This is a genomic window from Lactobacillus gigeriorum DSM 23908 = CRBIP 24.85 (genome assembly GCF_000296855.1).
In the GTDB taxonomy this organism is placed as follows: domain Bacteria; phylum Bacillota; class Bacilli; order Lactobacillales; family Lactobacillaceae; genus Lactobacillus; species Lactobacillus gigeriorum.
Map to the genome: position 1 here is coordinate 23,973 of NZ_CAKC01000040.1, position 17,392 is coordinate 41,364.

17 protein-coding genes, 1 pseudogene and 1 other annotated feature are annotated in these 17,392 nt (G+C 37.2%); of the genes and pseudogenes, 6 read left to right on the forward strand and 12 right to left on the reverse strand.

Annotation, left to right across the window (positions count from 1 at the left end; translation table 11 throughout):
* Positions 1-33: 33 nt before the first annotated feature.
* Complete coding sequence (gene glyA / locus BN52_RS04025; protein WP_008472958.1) at positions 34-1,266, reverse strand: serine hydroxymethyltransferase; 1,233 nt, start codon at positions 1,264-1,266, stop codon at positions 34-36.
* Positions 1,267-1,374: 108 nt separating this feature from the next.
* The gene (locus tag BN52_RS04030; RefSeq protein ID WP_008472959.1) at positions 1,375-2,133 is read right to left on the reverse strand and encodes a PAS domain-containing protein; all 759 of its coding nucleotides are present in this window, start codon (positions 2,131-2,133) and stop codon (positions 1,375-1,377) included.
* A gap of 234 nt (positions 2,134-2,367) precedes the next feature.
* Here BN52_RS04030 and BN52_RS04035 point away from each other — a divergent pair, with 234 nt between their 5' ends.
* The gene (locus BN52_RS04035) at positions 2,368-3,276 is read left to right on the forward strand and encodes a proline-specific peptidase family protein (RefSeq protein WP_008472960.1); all 909 of its coding nucleotides are present in this window, start codon (positions 2,368-2,370) and stop codon (positions 3,274-3,276) included.
* A gap of 52 nt (positions 3,277-3,328) precedes the next feature.
* Here the strand turns inward: BN52_RS04035 and efp are convergent, their stop codons facing one another.
* The gene (gene efp, locus BN52_RS04040) at positions 3,329-3,895 is read right to left on the reverse strand and encodes an elongation factor P (protein WP_008472961.1); all 567 of its coding nucleotides are present in this window, start codon (positions 3,893-3,895) and stop codon (positions 3,329-3,331) included.
* A gap of 120 nt (positions 3,896-4,015) precedes the next feature.
* A complete protein-coding gene (gene coaA, locus BN52_RS04045) occupies positions 4,016-4,930 on the reverse strand; it encodes a type I pantothenate kinase (RefSeq protein ID WP_008472962.1) in 915 nt (304 codons plus the stop codon).
* A 55-nt stretch (positions 4,931-4,985) separates the two neighbouring features.
* Between coaA and BN52_RS04050 the strand changes: the two genes are divergently transcribed.
* Entirely contained in the window at positions 4,986-5,549 is a 564-nt protein-coding gene (locus tag BN52_RS04050; protein WP_008472964.1) for an SGNH/GDSL hydrolase family protein, read from the forward strand.
* Here the strand turns inward: BN52_RS04050 and BN52_RS04055 are convergent.
* The 5 genes from BN52_RS04055 to helD all read right to left on the reverse strand — a co-directional run bounded on the left by BN52_RS04055 (position 5,544) and on the right by helD (position 10,775).
* Complete coding sequence (locus tag BN52_RS04055; protein ID WP_008472965.1) at positions 5,544-5,984, reverse strand: GNAT family N-acetyltransferase; 441 nt, start codon at positions 5,982-5,984, stop codon at positions 5,544-5,546. The genes BN52_RS04050 and BN52_RS04055 overlap by 6 nt on opposite strands.
* A gap of 2 nt (positions 5,985-5,986) precedes the next feature.
* Complete coding sequence (locus BN52_RS04060) at positions 5,987-6,793, reverse strand: amino acid ABC transporter substrate-binding protein (RefSeq protein ID WP_008472966.1); 807 nt, start codon at positions 6,791-6,793, stop codon at positions 5,987-5,989.
* Positions 6,780-7,409 (reverse strand): amino acid ABC transporter ATP-binding protein, encoded by a 630-nt coding sequence (locus tag BN52_RS04065; protein ID WP_008472967.1) that lies wholly within the window; start codon positions 7,407-7,409, stop codon positions 6,780-6,782. The genes BN52_RS04060 and BN52_RS04065 overlap by 14 nt, the downstream gene beginning before the upstream one ends.
* A 6-nt stretch (positions 7,410-7,415) precedes the next feature.
* A complete protein-coding gene (locus BN52_RS04070) occupies positions 7,416-8,057 on the reverse strand; it encodes an amino acid ABC transporter permease (protein ID WP_008472968.1) in 642 nt (213 codons plus the stop codon).
* Positions 8,058-8,211: 154 nt separating this feature from the next.
* Positions 8,212-8,441 (reverse strand) — a binding site (T-box leader).
* 39 nt (positions 8,442-8,480) lie between these two features.
* The gene (gene helD, locus BN52_RS04075; protein ID WP_008472970.1) at positions 8,481-10,775 is read right to left on the reverse strand and encodes an RNA polymerase recycling motor HelD; all 2,295 of its coding nucleotides are present in this window, start codon (positions 10,773-10,775) and stop codon (positions 8,481-8,483) included.
* Positions 10,776-10,924: 149 nt separating this feature from the next.
* Between helD and BN52_RS04080 the strand changes: the two genes are divergently transcribed.
* Together BN52_RS04080 and BN52_RS04085 are read left to right on the forward strand one after the other, a co-directional pair.
* Positions 10,925-11,599: a matrixin family metalloprotease gene (locus tag BN52_RS04080; protein WP_008472971.1), complete on the forward strand. Its 675-nt coding sequence runs from the start codon at positions 10,925-10,927 to the stop codon at positions 11,597-11,599.
* 72 nt (positions 11,600-11,671) lie between these two features.
* Positions 11,672-12,322 (forward strand): histidine phosphatase family protein, encoded by a 651-nt coding sequence (locus BN52_RS04085; RefSeq protein WP_008472972.1) that lies wholly within the window; start codon positions 11,672-11,674, stop codon positions 12,320-12,322.
* A gap of 47 nt (positions 12,323-12,369) precedes the next feature.
* Here the strand turns inward: BN52_RS04085 and BN52_RS04090 are convergent, their stop codons facing one another.
* Both BN52_RS04090 and BN52_RS04095 read right to left on the reverse strand, forming a co-directional pair.
* On the reverse strand, positions 12,370-14,163 hold the full coding sequence (locus tag BN52_RS04090) for an ABC transporter permease (protein WP_008472973.1): 1,794 nt from the start codon (positions 14,161-14,163) through the stop codon (positions 12,370-12,372).
* An 18-nt stretch (positions 14,164-14,181) separates the two neighbouring features.
* Positions 14,182-14,928, reverse strand: a complete 747-nt coding sequence (locus BN52_RS04095) for an ABC transporter ATP-binding protein (RefSeq protein WP_008472974.1) — start codon at positions 14,926-14,928, stop codon at positions 14,182-14,184.
* Between the two features lie 122 nt (positions 14,929-15,050).
* Here BN52_RS04095 and BN52_RS04100 point away from each other — a divergent pair, with 122 nt between their 5' ends.
* Positions 15,051-15,620 carry a DUF4145 domain-containing protein gene (locus BN52_RS04100; RefSeq protein WP_008472976.1) on the forward strand — a complete coding sequence of 190 codons (570 nt, stop codon included), beginning with the start codon at positions 15,051-15,053 and terminating at the stop codon, positions 15,618-15,620.
* A 31-nt stretch (positions 15,621-15,651) separates the two neighbouring features.
* On the opposite strand, the gene BN52_RS04105 is transcribed toward BN52_RS04100, so the two are convergent.
* Complete coding sequence (locus BN52_RS04105; RefSeq protein WP_008472977.1) at positions 15,652-16,905, reverse strand: TcaA 3rd/4th domain-containing protein; 1,254 nt, start codon at positions 16,903-16,905, stop codon at positions 15,652-15,654.
* A gap of 67 nt (positions 16,906-16,972) precedes the next feature.
* Here BN52_RS04105 and BN52_RS10385 point away from each other — a divergent pair.
* Positions 16,973-17,116, forward strand: a pseudogene (locus tag BN52_RS10385) (IS110 family transposase); the annotation flags it as partial.
* Positions 17,117-17,392: the final 276 nt, after the last annotated feature.

Sequence of the window (17,392 nt, forward strand, 5' to 3'; positions counted from 1 at the left end):
TAAGAAAAAAGCTTTTATATTCTTTGATCAAGCCTAAATTTGATGTTTGGCAGTCAGTGCTTTGACAGCAGCTCTAACTTGTTCCATCACTTCTGCATCTTCAGGATGGGTTAAAACTGCGATTATCAAGCAAGCTACTTCCTGTACATCTTCTTCTTTGAAACCACGGCTGGTTACGGCAGGCGTTCCAATCCGTAAACCACTAGTAATAAATGGGCTACGGGGATCATTTGGAATGGCTTCTTTATTCGTCGTGATATTTACTTCATCGAGCAATTGTTGCGCTTGTTTTCCAGTAACTCCAGTTTTAGTCAAATCTAAAATCAACAAGTGATTATCAGTTCCACCTGAAATTAAATCGATAGCATCAGAGGCTACAAATACTTCTTCCATTGCTTTAGCGTTTTTTACAACTTGATCAATGTAAGCAGTAAATTGTGGCTGCAAGTCCTCATAAAAAGCCTGGGCCTTAGCAGCAATCACATGCTCTAAGGGACCGCCTTGAATTCCAGGGAAAAGAGCAGAATTAATCTTTTTAGCAATTTCTGCATCATTAGTTAAAATCATCCCGCCTCGAGGTCCTCTTAAAGTCTTGTGCGTTGTCGTCGTAACCACATCAGCATATGGTAATGGACTAGGATGAGCGCCAGTAGCCACTAAGCCCGCAATATGTGCCATATCTACCATTAGATAAGCACCAACTTCATCAGCAATTTCACGGAACTTTTGCCAATCAATAATTCGACTATAAGCTGAAGCTCCGGCAATAATCAATTTTGGCTTAATCTCATGCGCTTGCATGCGAATTTGATCAAAATTAAGCAATTGCGTTTCAGGATCAAGTTCGTAACTATATGATTGATAGTTCTTGCCACTGAAGTTAACTTTTGCACCATGGGTCAAGTGACCACCAGCATCCATCCCCATTCCTAAGATCACATCGCCTGGTTGAAGTAAAGCTTGATAGACAGTCATGTTAGCTTGTGATCCCGAGTGTGGTTGCACATTAGCAAATTTAGCATCAAAAAGCTGCTTAGCATAATCGATCGCCAACTGCTCGACTTGATCAATATATTGACAGCCCCCATAGTAACGTTTTCCTGGATAGCCTTCAGCATACTTATTAGTCAAAACCGATCCTTGTGCTTCACGCACCACATCAGAAACAATATTTTCAGATGCAATTAATTCGATCGTATCTTCTTGACGCAATTCTTCTTGGTTAATTGCTTGCCATAATTCCGGTGATTTTTCAGCATATTTCATTTTTTTGCCCCCTTAGAGATGATAATCTTTCTCTACTATTATACTGAAGAACAATAAAAAAAATCCAAGACTAAAGCAAATTAGTCTTGGATTTAATTATTTGCCTAATTAATCATGGTATGATGCACCACTAGTTGCATCATCAGGTTCAGGCTTAACTTCTTCCTTCTTTTCTTCAAGTTCAGCCTTAGTTGAAGCACCAGTTTGCGCATCAGGATCAGAATTACGACGGTAAGTAGCACCAGTAGTTGCGTCCTCGTCAATTACCAATTTTTGACCAGTTGTTTCGCAGAAGTACTTCACAAATGGATATAAGTCTTGAACCCATTCGTAGATTCCTACATAGTTACCTTCATCATCTTCTACTCGGTGGTAGTAGTGCAACACTAATTCTTTAAGGTTTCCAGTAGGAACTGGCATCCAAACATCGTCATGACCGCCTTCCTTAGTCCGAAGTGCGTAAACAACTTTCTTAGCATTAGGAATAACGTCACGAACGTCTGGGTGAATAGCGCCCATGGTATCCCCAACTTGCGCAGGTACACGCTTAGCCTTCATCTTATAGTTAGGATCCTTGGGACGGTTGTACCATAAGAATTGATTGTTATCATCAACGAAAGTCAATTCACCGAAAGTATTCTTTAACATCCAGTCGATTTGGTTAACAGTCAATAAACCGCAATCAAGCTTAACATAGTCGTTACCTTCAGCCGCATTGACTTTCTTTGCTGCTTTATCAAGCCATTCAGGATCGTTCTTGTCGATTCCTTCAATAGTAGTGCCAGCAACTGACTTTCCCTTAGCTTCAAAATCTTCCTTAAGGTACTCTTCCGAGTTCATATTTTGTAACCACTTTGGTTCTGCCATAATATTTTTCTCCTTTTAAAATAATCGTAGTAAATCGGTATGACGATAGTTTATAACAATTTTAAAGCGATTACAATAGATTTTACTATCAATTTAACAATTTTGATAAAAATGTTCTCTTAATTAATAAATTAATTTAATCGCTTCATCGCCTTTATTTTAGGACAACATGTTGGTTCATCAATTAAAAATGGTAAAATTGAACGTAAGCAATTAATAGAAAGGATCTTTCAAATGAGAACAGGAACAAAAATCATAACTCTCGATAATGGCTATCATCTTTGGACAAACACCCAAGGCAGTGGCAAAATTCATTTACTTGCACTTCATGGTGGTCCCGGAGGCAACCATGAATACTGGGAAGACACTGCTGATCAGCTAAAAAAGCAAGGCTTAGACGTTCAAGTAACAATGTATGATCAACTTGGCTCCCTTTATTCTGATCAACCAGACTTCAGTGACCCCGAAGTTGCCAAAAAATATTTAACTTATGACTACTTCTTAGATGAAGTAGAAGAAGTCCGTCAAAAATTAGGTATTGATAATTTTTACTTAATTGGTCAAAGCTGGGGTGGTCTTCTAGTCCAAGGATATGCGGTTAAATATAGTCAACATTTAAAAGGCGCAATTATTTCCTCAATGGTTGATGAAATTGATGAATACGTAGATAGCGTGAATAAATGTCGTGAAGAAACTCTTCCAGCTGAAGAAGTAGCCTTCATGAAAGCATGCGAGCAAAAAAATGATTATGACAATGAACGCTATCAAAGAAATGTTCAAATTCTAAATGAAGCTTTCATTGACCGTAAACAGCCTTCTAAACTTTACCACCTTAAGAATCTAGGCGGTTCCGCAGTTTACCATGCTTTTCAAGGGGACAATGAATTTGTCATAACCGGTAAGCTAAAAGACTGGCATTTCCGTGAAAATCTACCAAAAATCAAAGTGCCAACGCTGCTAACTTTTGGCGAACACGAAACAATGCCACTGGCAACGGCAAGAACGATGCAAAAATTAATTCCTAATTCGCGTTTAGTTACAACTCCTAATGGTGGCCATCACCACATGGTTGACAACCCTGATGTTTACTATAAACACCTAGCCGACTTTATTCGTGACGTTGAAAGCAATTCATTTAAGTAACAAAAAAGTTCAATTGGTCATCTTGTGACAATTGAACTTTTTTGCTAGCTAATTAGCCTTGAGCACGTGATTTATAAGTACCTTCTGAAGTATTAATAACTAATTTTTCACCTGCGTTAATAAAATCAGGTACTTGAACAACTAAACCAGTTTCCATAGTTGCTGGCTTACCACTACCAGTAACAGTGGCACCTTTGATTCCAGGTTGAGTTTCCGCAACTGTCAATTCAACCGTTGCAGGCAATTCAATTCCAATTAATTCGTTATTGTCTGCGAATTCCAAACTAACTTCAATATTTGGAACCAAGTACAAACGATCATCGCCTAATTGTTCAGAAGAAATTTCGTATTGTTCATAAGTTTCAGTATCCATAAAAGTATAGCTGTCGCCTTCACCATACAAATATTGCGCATTTTTCTTAACTAATTCAACCAAATCAACCTTTTCAGTTGGACGCATAGTCTTATGAACAACCGCACCACTTCTAACGTCACGCAAATCCATTTGCATAACAGTATTGCCCTTACCTGGCTTGTGGTGGTTAGCCTTCAATACGCGAATAAGCTTACCATCTTGACTAAAAATCATACCTTTTTTCAAATTAATTGCTTGAACCATTTATCTTTTCTCCTTAAAAATTAAATTCGTTGATGACTAGCCAATTAGTAACGCTGGAGGCAAAGCAAACTTCTTAATTAATAATAAATAAATCGTATTCATGCCACCTATTATAACAGATTAGAACCGTCTTAGGTAAATTCGATCGATCAAATGTCCCGTTGTTTTATGCAAAATTAAACTAGCTCGCTCTTTAGTAGGAGCAATATATTCTCGCAAATTAACTAGATTAACCATTTGCCAAGTTTCCTCAGCGAGCTGAATAGCAGCTGTTCTTGGGCCATTAGCCAATTCATAGTAATAGTTATCGGGCTTATCTTTATTGATCGCCATGATTTTATTGAAACGTTGCATATACCAGCTTTCAATCAAGCTTTCCTCAGCATCAATATAAATTGAAAAATCGAAGAAATCGCTTGTTACCACCTGGCCACTCTCTGGTAGTTGTAAGGTATTGATACCTTCGATTAACAAAATATCTGGCTGCCGTACATGGCCGTATTTTCCAGGAACAATGTCACTCAATTCTTGTGAATATAAAGGATAGACAATATCAGCTTTTTCACTGACAACGTCATTCAAAAAGTGGCGCAACATCGTCATATCATAGCTTTCGGGGAAGCCTTTTCGAGAAAATATGCCTCTTCGCCGCAATTCCTGATTAGGATAGATAAAACCATCTGTGGTCATCAAGTGAATTTTTAATTCTGGATAAGTTCGACTCAATAGAACCTGCAATAATCTTGCCGTTGTCGATTTACCAACGGCCACTGACCCAGAAATCCCAATAATAAACGGGGCATGACCCAAATCACTTTTTAAAAAAGCACTTCTTTTAGTTTGAAAACTTCTTTTTCCTTCATAAGCTAGATGTAAATAGTTAATTAATGGCAAGTAGATTTCTTTAACATCAATTAGATTTAAAACGTCGCCAACAGACTTCAAATTAGCTAATTCATTTGAAGTAATATCTGCTTCCTGGCTTTTAGCCAATTTAGCCCACTCGTCTCGTTCAAAACATGTATAATTTTTCATAGATATGTATCCTTTATGTCGTAATAAGTTCATTATAACGGAAAGTAGGTTTACTATGACAAAAATTATATTATTTGGGGACTCTTTGTTTAATGGTTATCGTAACGGTCATGACACTGACCTAATTACCACTGGCATTCGTCAATTAACCCAAATGGATGTTCAGAATCGCTCCCTAAGTGGGGCTACTACAGTTGAAGCGCTTGACTTTTTAGATAGAATTGATCAAGATGCTGATCTTATCGTCCTCGAGTATGGTACTAATGATGCAGCTACTGATTGGGGAATTAAGCTTGAGGCTTATGAAAAGAATCTGAACTTATTAGTTGAAAAACTACGACCTGAGCGGTTAATTCTCCTTGGACCAGCTGCTCCCGACCCTCATAATCCTGAAATTACGCAGTATTATGGTAGCAAACGTTTAAAAGCCTACAATCAAGTTGCCAAAAAATGTGCTCAAGATCATGGCATTCCTTTTGTTAACTTAGTAGCAGCCTTTGCAAATTTGCAAAATATTTCTTCTTATTATCTTGAAGATGGTCAACATTTAACTGATAAAGGCAATAAGATCTTAATTGACGTAGTTGTTAATGCCATCAAAGCCAAATTAGCACTATAAAGTTTTAACCATCATAATGTGGCTGACGCCACCTTCATCAAAAATATCACCCTGTGTTTGATAACCTAATTTTTCATAAAAAGCTTGGGCATGAACCTGTGCATGACAGATTACTTTTTTAGCATCATGCTGAGTTAAGTATTCATGAACAGCTTCCATCATTTTTCGTCCTAAGCCTTGGCCACGAACGCTAGCAGCTACTGCTACCCGACCAAAAGTCCATTGTCCTTCTTCCTGAAAGACACGACAAGCTGCTAAAGCATTCGTGCGTTTGTCATTTAATAAAAATACTTGCGTTGCTTCGAGATCTTGATCATCAAGTTCAGGCAACGTTATTTTTTGCTCTGTAACGAAAGTGTCGGTTCTTAAGCGCTCAACACAAAACATCTCTATACCTGACATCGCTGTAACTTTTTTAAACTCAAATCGTTCCATCGTTATTCCCCTAAATAATTACTATCGGTTCCAAACCATTTTTGATTAAGTCTACGTAATTCTCCGTTAGCCTGCAACTTTTTTAAACCTTGATTGATCTTTTTACGCAAAGTAGGATCTGTTTTTCTGATTCCCACTGCAAAGTAGTCGGCAGGAGTTTTTTTATCCACAATTACCTGATAATCATTCTTAGGCAAATGAGCCAAATAATAGTCAGCATAGATTTCATCTAACAATATGCCTTGAATCCTACCAGCTTTTAAATCTAAGAAGCTATTTGGTAATTGATCATATAGGATCTCTTGTTTAGCGTGAAGCGCCTTTTGATCACTTTCATACCATTGTTGCGCTGTCGAACCAGTCTGGATTCCTAAAGCACGATTTTTTAATTGGGAAAAATCTTTGATTCCACTGTTTTTTAACACTACCAAGATTTGTCGATTCTTCAAATATGGCTGACTAAAAGCTACCTTTTTTTCTCGTTCTGGCGTAATACTAAAACCATTCCAAATCAAATCAATCGTTCCGTTACGTAACTCAGTAACATTCATCGACCAATCGATCGTTTGAAAATCGACTTTAATATCATACAGTGCAAAAACTGCTTTCGCTATATCAACATCATAGCCAGTCAATTGGCCATCTTTCTTGGTAAATCCCATTGGAACGAATGAATCATCTAACCCGACTACTACCCTCTTACTTTGCTTGATTTCTGACCAATGATCTTGGGTTTGCGATTGTCTGCTACATCCCGTCAATAGTAGCAACAAAATTGAAATAAGCAGTAATAATTTAGCCCTCATCATTTTCACCTCTTGGCTTTAACTGCAATACTTGATCAGCAACATGTTCCGCAAAAACCAAATCGTGAGTAATAATGAATTGCGTTTGTCCCTGACGCTTTAAATTTAAAATCAAATTTTCAACTTCTTGGCGCAAATTGGGATCTAAAGCACTAGTTGGCTCATCATAACATAATATTCTTGGTTTCATCGCTAAAGCACGTGCGATCGCAACTCGTTGTTTTTGCCCACCAGAAAGTTGATACGGATATTGTGCTGAATATGGCAACATTTGCAACTGTTCCAATAACTCTTGGGCTAAGTTATCAGCCGCTTGAGCGGTCATTTTTAGCACCAATTTTGGCGCCAACGTAATATTTTCCAAAGCAGTTAAATTTGGGAACAAATTAAAATCCTGAAAGACTACGCCAGTTGCTTGTGGATCATAATTTTGGCCATCGAGGGTAATGACGCCACTATCGGCAGTTTCCAAGCCGGCAATAATTCTTAATAAAGTAGTTTTCCCGACACCTGATGACCCAACCACTGTCATCGTTTCACCATTTTTCAACGAAAATGACAAATCCTTGATAATATTTCGACCATCAAAACTTTTGCTTAAATTCTTTACTTCTAACATGATTAATTACCTGTAATAACTATAGTGTTTCTCAATCCGTTTTTGCATTAAAGTACAAAGACTAATCAGGGCTAAATAGATAATTGCTACTAAAACCAAAGGTAATAAGGTTACGTCTCTTGCCATAGCGACATTCCCTGCTCGCAATAAATCACCTAAGCCAATGACATAAACTAAGGACGAATCTTTAACTAGATTGATGACCTCATTGCCAATCGAAGGCAAAACGATTTTTAAAACTTGTGGAATAATAATTTTGCGCATTATTTGAAAACGGGACAATCGAAGTACTTGCGCTGCTTCAAATTGCCCTGGATCGATCGATTGAAAGCCCCCACGAAAAATTTCCGCAAAATAGGCTGCATAATTCAAAACAAAGGCAAACAAGGCTGCCTGATAGCGAGCAAAAACTATTTGTAACAGAGGCAAGCCATAAAATACAAAGATCAATTGTAATAGCAGTGGCGTCCCCCGCATAATCCATACATAAAATTCCACCAAATAGCGTAATGGCTTAAACTTGCTCATCTCACCTAGTGCAACTAAAATTCCCAATGGAAAAGCAAGGATAATTGTCCAAAAAAAGATTTTTAAAGTCATTAAACTACCTGACAATAAAGCAGGCATGATTTCAATCACATAATCCATCTTTTCTCTCCCTAACAAAAAAGTCCTCTTAAGATCCATCGATCTCAAGAGGACGATTACTCGTGGTTCCACCCCAAATTCGTTAATCTGCTCACACAAAATAACCTCATTAGGTTATTGATAATAAAAAAGCGCCCACCTGAAGCCATAGCTTCAAGAGGGCGTCTTCAACGCGGTTCCACCTCATCTTCGTAATCAATTCACATTGATTACCTCAGTAAGTTATCAATAACCTTATGCATTAACGGGCATCACCGGACTGTTCTACTTAATTTCAAACAACCAACTCACAGATGTGTGTTCAACTAAGCTGCTACCATCTTTCCAGCAACGACGGCTCTCTATCAACGAACTTAATTTACTTGTTCTGTTCAACGTTGTTTTATTTTTTAAAATACTAACTGATTCAAAATGAAATGTCAATTAAATCTGCTTCAATTCATAGCTATCATCAGCTGGCAATAATAAACTTTTTTCACCAGTATAGATTAAATCTAGTTGATACATCGCTCTTGAAGTAATGGTATAAACTAATTGCGTCTCATCAAGCTCATGATACTTTTTTTCGGAGGCATCCCACATGACCACCGCATCAAATTCTAAGCCTTTAGCCAAATATGATGGAATTACCAAATTTCCTTTAACCAAGCGCTGATTTGGCAACTTAATCAATTTGGTGTAATCATTGCCCAAAGCCGCCTGCAATTTAACAGCGCTTTCTAAATCTTTAGTGATCACAGCCGTAGTCAAATGCTTTTGTTCATTTCTCTGCAAAACATTCTTTAAAGCAGTCACCGCTTGATCATTGTTGCTAGCTTGCCAAAGCGTAGGCTTCGGACCCTGACGATCAAAAGCAGTAATTTTTTCACCTTGACGCAAAATCTGCTTAGTAAAATTAGTAATCTGCTTAGTCGAACGATAGGACTTGGTCAATTGTACGACACTGGTCTTTTCTGGATCAAACAAAACTGAAATTTGGCGTAACAAATCACGACTTTCATCCTTAGTAAAAATTGCCTGATTAAGGTCGCCAAGCATCGTAAATTTTGCTCTTGGGAAATTGTATTTTAAATAGGCTAATTGGAATGGCGTATAGTCTTGGATTTCATCGATGAAGGCATAGCGCATTTCATAATTAGTTCTTCGGCCTGAAATTTGATCATAAAGATATAAATAAGCAGAGGCATCTTGAATTCTAATTTGACGCTGCACCAAATCATTTTTTACTTGAAGCAGTTCTTCTTCCCATTCAGCTTCAGAAATATGCCATTTACTTAAATCTACCAGCTTAGGTACAGCCTTTAAGAAACGTAAGTACTGCATCGGTAAATTGATAAAACTATTATGGCTAATTTTACTAAAAACTGGTTTCAAAGCCTTGATAACAATCTTTCGTCCTAAAAAGCGTTCTTCTTCTTTCTCAGAGTTAAATTCTTGGTCAGGACGATCGTACAGTGCCGTCAATTCTTCCTTGCTCAAGCCTTCAATCGTTCGCATTACCCAACTCTTTTTGATTTCTGGGGCAATCTTGTGATTAAGTTCTTTGACCAGCTCTTCACGAGTTGCTTCAATTCGATTGGCTAAATTATAGTTTTGATTGAAGGAGTAATAAATCTCTTTGATTTTAGCCTTATCGAAATATGGCTTCTCCTTATCGCGGAAGTAGATATCTTTAAAAGCCACTCCCTTTTCATTAAGATGCTTACCGTAACGGGTTAAGGCTTTAAAGAAGGCCAAAGAGTTTTTAAAGGCAGCGATTTGTTTATTTTGCTTTTCATTTTCAAAAAGTTCAAATAAATTTTCTACCTTCATCGCAGGCAATCGCCGAGCAATAAACTGTTGGTAAGTCATTTGCACCATATTCTGCTCGCCCATTTCAGGCAGAACATTTTTAACGTAATCATTGAACAATTGATTCGGACTAAACATGATTACATCGCTTGAAGTCAAGTTTCCACGATAGCGGTAAAGCAAAAAGGCAATTCGCTGTAAGATTGCACTGGTCTTGCCTGAGCCAGCAGCTCCTTGTACAAATAACAATTCACTCTTCGTATCACGGATGATTCGGTTTTGTTCTTTCTGAATCGTCGTTACAATCGACTTCATTTGCGTACTTGATTTTTCAGATAGAACTTCCAGCAACATCTGATCACCAATCGATTCATTGGTGTCAAACATGTTGACGATTTTGCCATCCTTAATCATAAATTGGCGCTTTTTAGTCATATCAACTGTAATTTCACCTTCAGGTGATTGATAGGAAACTTTCCCCAATTTACCATCATAGTAAATCGATGAAATTGGAGCCCGCCAATCATATACTAAAAAGTGATCATTTTTATCAGCAAAAGAACCTAAGCCAATATAAATCGTCTCTGCTTCTGCATTGTGATCTTCTTTGAAATCAACTCTTGCAAAATATGGACTCTTCTTCAACCGTTTAATCGTATCAAGCTGCTGAGCAGAGTGTTGCCAATCATATTCGCGCTCACTAAGCAATTGTTGCTGTTGATGAATCGACAGGGCTGTTTCCATGGAGGTGGAGTAACCATCATAGTCTAGTCTTACGTCATCAAAAAAGTGTGAATTTAAATCACGTGCTTCTTTTTGGACTTGCTTAATCGACTTCGTCAATTCAGTTTCTTTTTTATTGATCAGGTCCATCACTTGATCAAGATGTGCTTGTTCATATTGACGATCATCATTTTTCTTAGCCATTAAGTCACCCATTTCTAAAAAAACTTGCATTCTATTGTAACACGAAAGCAATTTTTTTGCCTTAAAAGCGCTTTACTAATTAATTTTAGTAATTTTTCACCCTTTCTTTACAATTTTGGCGTATGCTATCAAAGACTGGAGGGATTTGTTTGCGTAATTTTTTCCGTTTATTACGACGACTTTTAGTGATCGCCTTGATCTGTTTTGGCGTCTGGCTATATCGCACAGATACTAATGTGCGCTATGCCACCAATGATTCGCTCAACGTTCTTTTCACTCGGATCAATCAGTTAATTGCAACTGGTTCGTTACAATTGCCAAAAGAAATAAATCAAGCCGAAGATCATGAGCCGACTGCTACTAGCAAAGATAAACCAGCGACTTGGTCCAAAGCTACTGCTAGCGTTTTTTTGAATTTAGATGATAATCAACAACTAAAAGCAGCTAGCCTTGACGCGATCAATGCTTGGAATCAAACTGGTGCCTTTCGTTTTTTTTTGACTAATCAAAAGAAAACTGCGGATATTGTTATTTCAACGGTTGATGATCCTAATACCAATGCCGCTGGGCAAACGTCAACGACCTATAACCCAGTGACTGGTCACCTGTTGCACGCCACCGTTCATTTAAATCGCTATTATCTTCAGAATCCATTTTATGGTTATAATCACGAACGGATTGTCAATACTGCTGAACATGAATTAGGACATGCAATGGGATTAAGTCATACCAATAGCGTGTCGGTAATGTATCCTAAAGGATCAATCTATACGATTCAGCCAAATGACATTACTACTTTAAAGAAGCTTTATCACGAAAAATAATTTACTTTAAAAAGCAGCTGTTTTTCACTAAAATTAAAATTACAATAAGCCTACAGAAAGGAAAAAATATCAATGAAAAGAATCTATATCGTTCGTCATGGGCAAACTTTTATCAATCATTATAATAAAATGCAAGGTTGGTGCGACACGCCTCTAACCGATGAAGGAATCAAAGGTGCTGAAATGGCTGGCGAAACTTTGAAAAATGTCCCATTTGATATTGCTTTATCCAGCGACTTAAAGCGAGCTAGCGATACGTGCGAATTAATCATGAAGCACAATTGTAATCGTGATATCTTGCAACATCTCGCAAGTCCATTTTTTAGAGAACAGTTCTATGGCTATTTTGAAGGGATGGACACCGAAATGGCTTGGCGAATGATCGGTGGTCCTCATGGCTATGATGACCGTCACGAATTATTACGCAAAGAACCGATTGATACGATCAAGAATTGGATCAAGGAAGCCGATCCATATCATGAAGCCGAAAACGCTCAAGAATACTGGGCAAGATTAGATAAGGGCTTCAAGCTAATCAAAGAACTTGATGGTGCCGAAAACATTCTTCTAGTAACCCATGGATTTACGATCAGAAGTATTGCTGACCATTTTGGTGAAAATATTGATGTCAGCAGCGGTCCTCGTAATGCCTCGATTACCATGTTGCTAATGGATAATAAAGGTCAAATGAAGGTTACTAGCTATAATAAAATGCAGCTATAAACAAAAAGCTTCATCGCATGAGCGATGAAGCTTTTTTACTTGCTGATTTAGTCTTTTTTCAATACGATTCCTTCGTACAATTTTACTGTCAATAAGTAATACAGCAAGTACAAGACAATAAAAATCGTAAACGGAATCCAAATCTTATCATATGGATCTGGTAATAACAGTTTAAAGAATTGTAAGCCAAACAAGACATCGATTATTCCGAGTGCTGCTGGCAAAGCAAACAGGATACCAATTTCTTTAGCAATTGATTGTTTCAACAACTTAGTTCTCGTCCCAATTTTCCATAACATTTGATAACGTGGACGGTCACCACTTGCTCCCGATAAAACTTTAAACATCAAAGTTGAAGCAAGCATTGCTAAAAAGGCTAAACCTAAGAAGAAGCCCATGAATTCAAAACCTGATGCTAAGGTCATTGCCGCTTGATGGTTAAATACTTTAGGACTTGCTCCATTCCAGTAGCGTTCAGTTTTGGCATTAAGTGTCTTCTTTTCCAACTTTGAAATAGCTTTCCAGTTTTTCAAGAAATCAGCTACTTTATAAACAGTGGCAGTTCTAGTTGGAGCTTTAACTTGTTTAAACTTTGCATCTGAAACATAGGTTACTTCACCATAGCCACGAGGTAAATTTGTATCAAAGTCAGTACTATAAATTTTAGCAAAATTCTTTTGGTTCAACGTAATCTCAGTATAATGGGCCTGACCATTCTTTACAGAAAACAGCTTAGCTTTAAAGCCTTTGCGAATAATCTCATCTTTAGAAACATAAACATGAGCGTTATTGTTTTTAAACGAGAATGATTTACTGTCAGTTACGCCTAATTGCTTTAATTCAGCCTTATAAGGCTTAGTATCGCCAGGAATTACAATATCGTAGTATTGTGATTCCAGATTTTGGGCAGTCAAGTTGTTAAAGTTCAAGCCAACCGTGATTGCTCCAAGGGCAAGGGCAAATAACAATGATACGATCGTCAAAATTCGATTATAAGCATTGATTCTAAACTTCAGTTGTCCCAATGAAAAAGCATGCAAGCCTTTAAAGGTATAGTTGCTATTCTTACGCAATAGATCGATCGTTGCGGTAAAGAAAGAAGCAAAAATCAAGTATGAACCCGCTACAATCGTAACTAACGCCAATGGAATCGAAGTCAAATTTAGCATTTGCACGGTGGACATCGCCCAGTAGCCAACTGCTAATAAGACCAGACCGGCAATTGCTTTAAAAAGCAATAAACCTTTATGGCGCATGATATGAACTGGTTGTTGATCTTCATGGAGCAAACTAATCAGACTACTCTTGGTTAATTTAAGACTATTCCAAGATGCAGCTAAGAAGAACAAGATTGCAAAAAAGATTATTGTCCATAAAACTGCTGGGAAATAGAACCCTACAAAATGATGAATAACCAATCCTAATTGACTAATTAGCAAATTAGAGATTACTTGGGTCAACCCAATTCCAATTACGATCCCCAATAATGTGGCTAAGATACCAATTACCAGTGTTTCAACAAAAATCAATCGACTGATTTTGCGATTTTTAGCCCCTAGCATCATGTAGGTACCGTAATCTCGTTTACGCATACTTAGCAAAAAGCTGTTGGCATAAATGATGTACACTAAAGTAATAATTGCCAGTAAAACTAACCCAAATGAAAAGACAAATTGCGTCGTTTCATAGCCTAATGATACCGAGTCCTTTAAGAAACTAGGATTTAAGGCTAAGGTCAAAAACATGTAAAAGATTGCTGCAGCTAAAGTCAAGCCTGAAAACAGAACTGCATAATCTTTAAACCGACTCTTGATCCCGGTTAACGATAATTTCCATAACATTCTCTTTCAGCCCCTTCTTTAGCGACGACCCAATTCGGCAATAATTGCTTGGTAAAAATCTTCTCGACTTTGATTTTCTTTACGCAATTCATTGCCAATTTTTCCATCTTTGATAAATAAAATTCGATCAGCATATGAAGCTGAATAAGGATCATGCGTAACCATTAAGATAGAAACTTGATCTTCCTTATTCAACTTGCTCATTGTGGTCAATAATTCAGTAGCTGATTTGGAGTCAAGCGCACCAGTTGGTTCATCCCCATAAAGAATCGCTGGATTGTGAACCAATGCTCTTGCTGAAGCTACCCGTTGCTTTTGACCACCAGAAATTTCTGCTGGATACTTATCCAAGATCTGGGTAATTCCTAATTTGTTAGCGATTTCTTCTACCTTGTCGTTGATCAAGCGAGCTTTGACATTTTGTAAAGCGAGTGGCAAAGCAATATTTTCGCGATTAGAGAGATTTTCCAGCAAGTTAAAATCTTGGAAAATAAAGCCAATCTCCTTACCTCTGAAATCTGCCATTTGGTTCTTGTTCAAGGAAGTAATATCTTGGCTGTTGATAAAAACTTTCCCACTAGTTGGTTTGTCCATTGTTGATAAAATATTCAACAAAGTAGTTTTACCCGAACCTGAAGCTCCCATGATGCCCACAAACTCACCTTTTTGTAGTTTAAAGGATACTCCCTTCAAGGCTTGATATTGTTTCTCTCCCTTTTTTCCATAAGTTTTGGTTAATTGCTCAACGTTCAAAATTTCGTTCATAATACTTCTCCTCAATTCGTTATACTGTATTATATAAATAATACAGTAATGCATATTGCTTTTTTTGTCAAATATCTTTTTTCAAAAATGTGCTAGGATATTTTTGGAAAGGATGAAAAAGCATGGAACTTGATTTTTCTTTTTTACAACAAAGTACTTTGTTTGCTAAATATTTTGCCAATTCCCAAAAACTGAATTTATTGTATGAAATCGAAGATTATCGCGATGTCGTAAGCAATGTCCGTCGTCTTAGCGAGTCACTAGTGAAAGAATTATTTGCCGTTGAGCAATTGGATCCCTACTACCCACTTAAGCAACAAAAGCAACGCAGTTTTAGAAGCGACCTGTTTTATTTACAAGCGCAACACTTTTATCCACAAGAAATTATGGAACTCTTCCATGAAATTAGACGGATGGGTAATGACGCTGTTCACGACAATAACTATCATTGGACTAAGCAGGCTGCGTGGCACTGTTTAGGTAATTATCATGATATCTTGGTCTATTTAATGAACACCTACGAGCAGACAAAGTTGGCATACATAAGACCTGATCTAATCATTGCAAGCTCGGGCTTTCCTACTCGTAGCAATAAATTATCTACTAACTACCACGAAACTTGGCAAAAAAATAACCAGCAAAAACGACAGCAAACCTCTAAACTTAAAAAGTTTTTACGTCGAAAAAAATAACCTAGCTAGCCCTAAACTAACTAGGTTATTTCTATTCGAGCGTGCGAATATCCAAAATTTTCTGTTGTTCATCGACCTTTTTCAACATTACGATTTGGTTGCTTAAAATAACTTCTTTACTCTTTTTCTTGCCAAGATGGTATTTGTAGCTAATACCATAAGTTACTTCAGAATAATTTGCACCAGCGGGCATGATCTTATTAATCTTAACTTGAAGCTTCAATTTCTTAGCTTTCTTAAATTTCTTGACATACGACTTAAGTGAAAGATAAGAGTCATTTCCTGCTTCATTAACGAAATCACTGGCATCTGGCTTGAGATAATTAGCTGTCAATAGCTTTTTAGCTTCCGTGACATCGGTTAACCCCGGCCATAATGGATTAACAATATAATCGCCTTCGATGTCTTGATAGACGTCGTCTTTTTGATTACCGCTAAAATCTGGTACATCCCCGTAATCACTAGTCGTGTCATCGCTTTTGCTAAATTCATAGTCAATCGTCTTTGCAAGATCCTTGACGGTTAGCGACTTAATTTTCTTTCCTTGATACTCACTTGTGATATAAAGTTCCGTTTCTTTGGCTAATGGATAATTCTTAAAGAGGGCCTGGCCCTTTTTATTGAGGACCTTGACCTTGCGATCATTGATATAGACTTTACCATACGGTACGCTTCTAACTAAAAATGTTCCCGTCTTAATTTTTAAATCGATCGTTTTGTCAGACCAAATATTAGCAACGGCATCAGCATGTAATTTTCGTCCAGAAACTTTGGTATTAACTAATAAGTGGTAGCGTCCTGGAAAAACCAAACCTAAATCTTGATAGTAATTTTGATCTCCACCTGTCATTAACCCTAAGTCTTTGCCATTGACGGTCAGCTTAGACGAAGGGTGGTTAGTTTCAACTTGCGGATGATAAACCTGTACTAATAGCTGATACTTAGGGAAAAAGCCATAATAGTTTCCCGTTTGCACGAGTTTGATCTGGCCATGCTTTTTATCAGCACGCAAATCTTCTTGCAAGCGTTTAAAAGCCTTACGATTATGTTTAAAGTAGCTTTGCAATGGTTTCAAGCTTTTTGCACTCAGCTCAATATCCGGATTGTTTGGTTTAACATATGTAGCAAGTTCTTGCTTAGGATCAGCAATTGCAGCAATCATTCGGTTAACTTGCCGATCTTTTTGATAATAAAAACTGCCCCAAGCATAAAAGATGCCAAATGCGATTAAGGCAATCAACAAGAGCCATAATTTTGGATGAGCATGTCTTTCCTTGTTTTCCATTTTAATTTTTCACCTACCATAAAATCCTTACATCTAACCCTATCACAATTTTGCAAAAATTTGGTAAAGAAAAAGACAATCTTCTCATAGCACGGGCTGCAAGAAGATTGCCATTGCGAGCGTACATAAACTAATAAGAACCTTGTACGCAATAATAATAAGTGGCCAAGCGTACAATTACAACGTAGCTACACATAATCAAAGACTTTAATTGTAAAAGCACTTGGTTATGTTCAGTATAGCAGTCAGGTCTAAAAATATAAAGGATCGACTGCTGTTTGTCGTACAATAATTTTTGAAAGCAATGGATCACAACCTCCAATTGTTTCAAATATTTATAAGATTGATCAAAAATAATTGCTTAAAATGCCTAATAATACTTGATTTTGGGTCTTGAATTTACAATACTAAGTGCAACAGTTAATCTTTGAAAAAAGAAAAGACTCATGATGTCCTTTATAATGGTGTTGAAAGAATCTCATCAAAG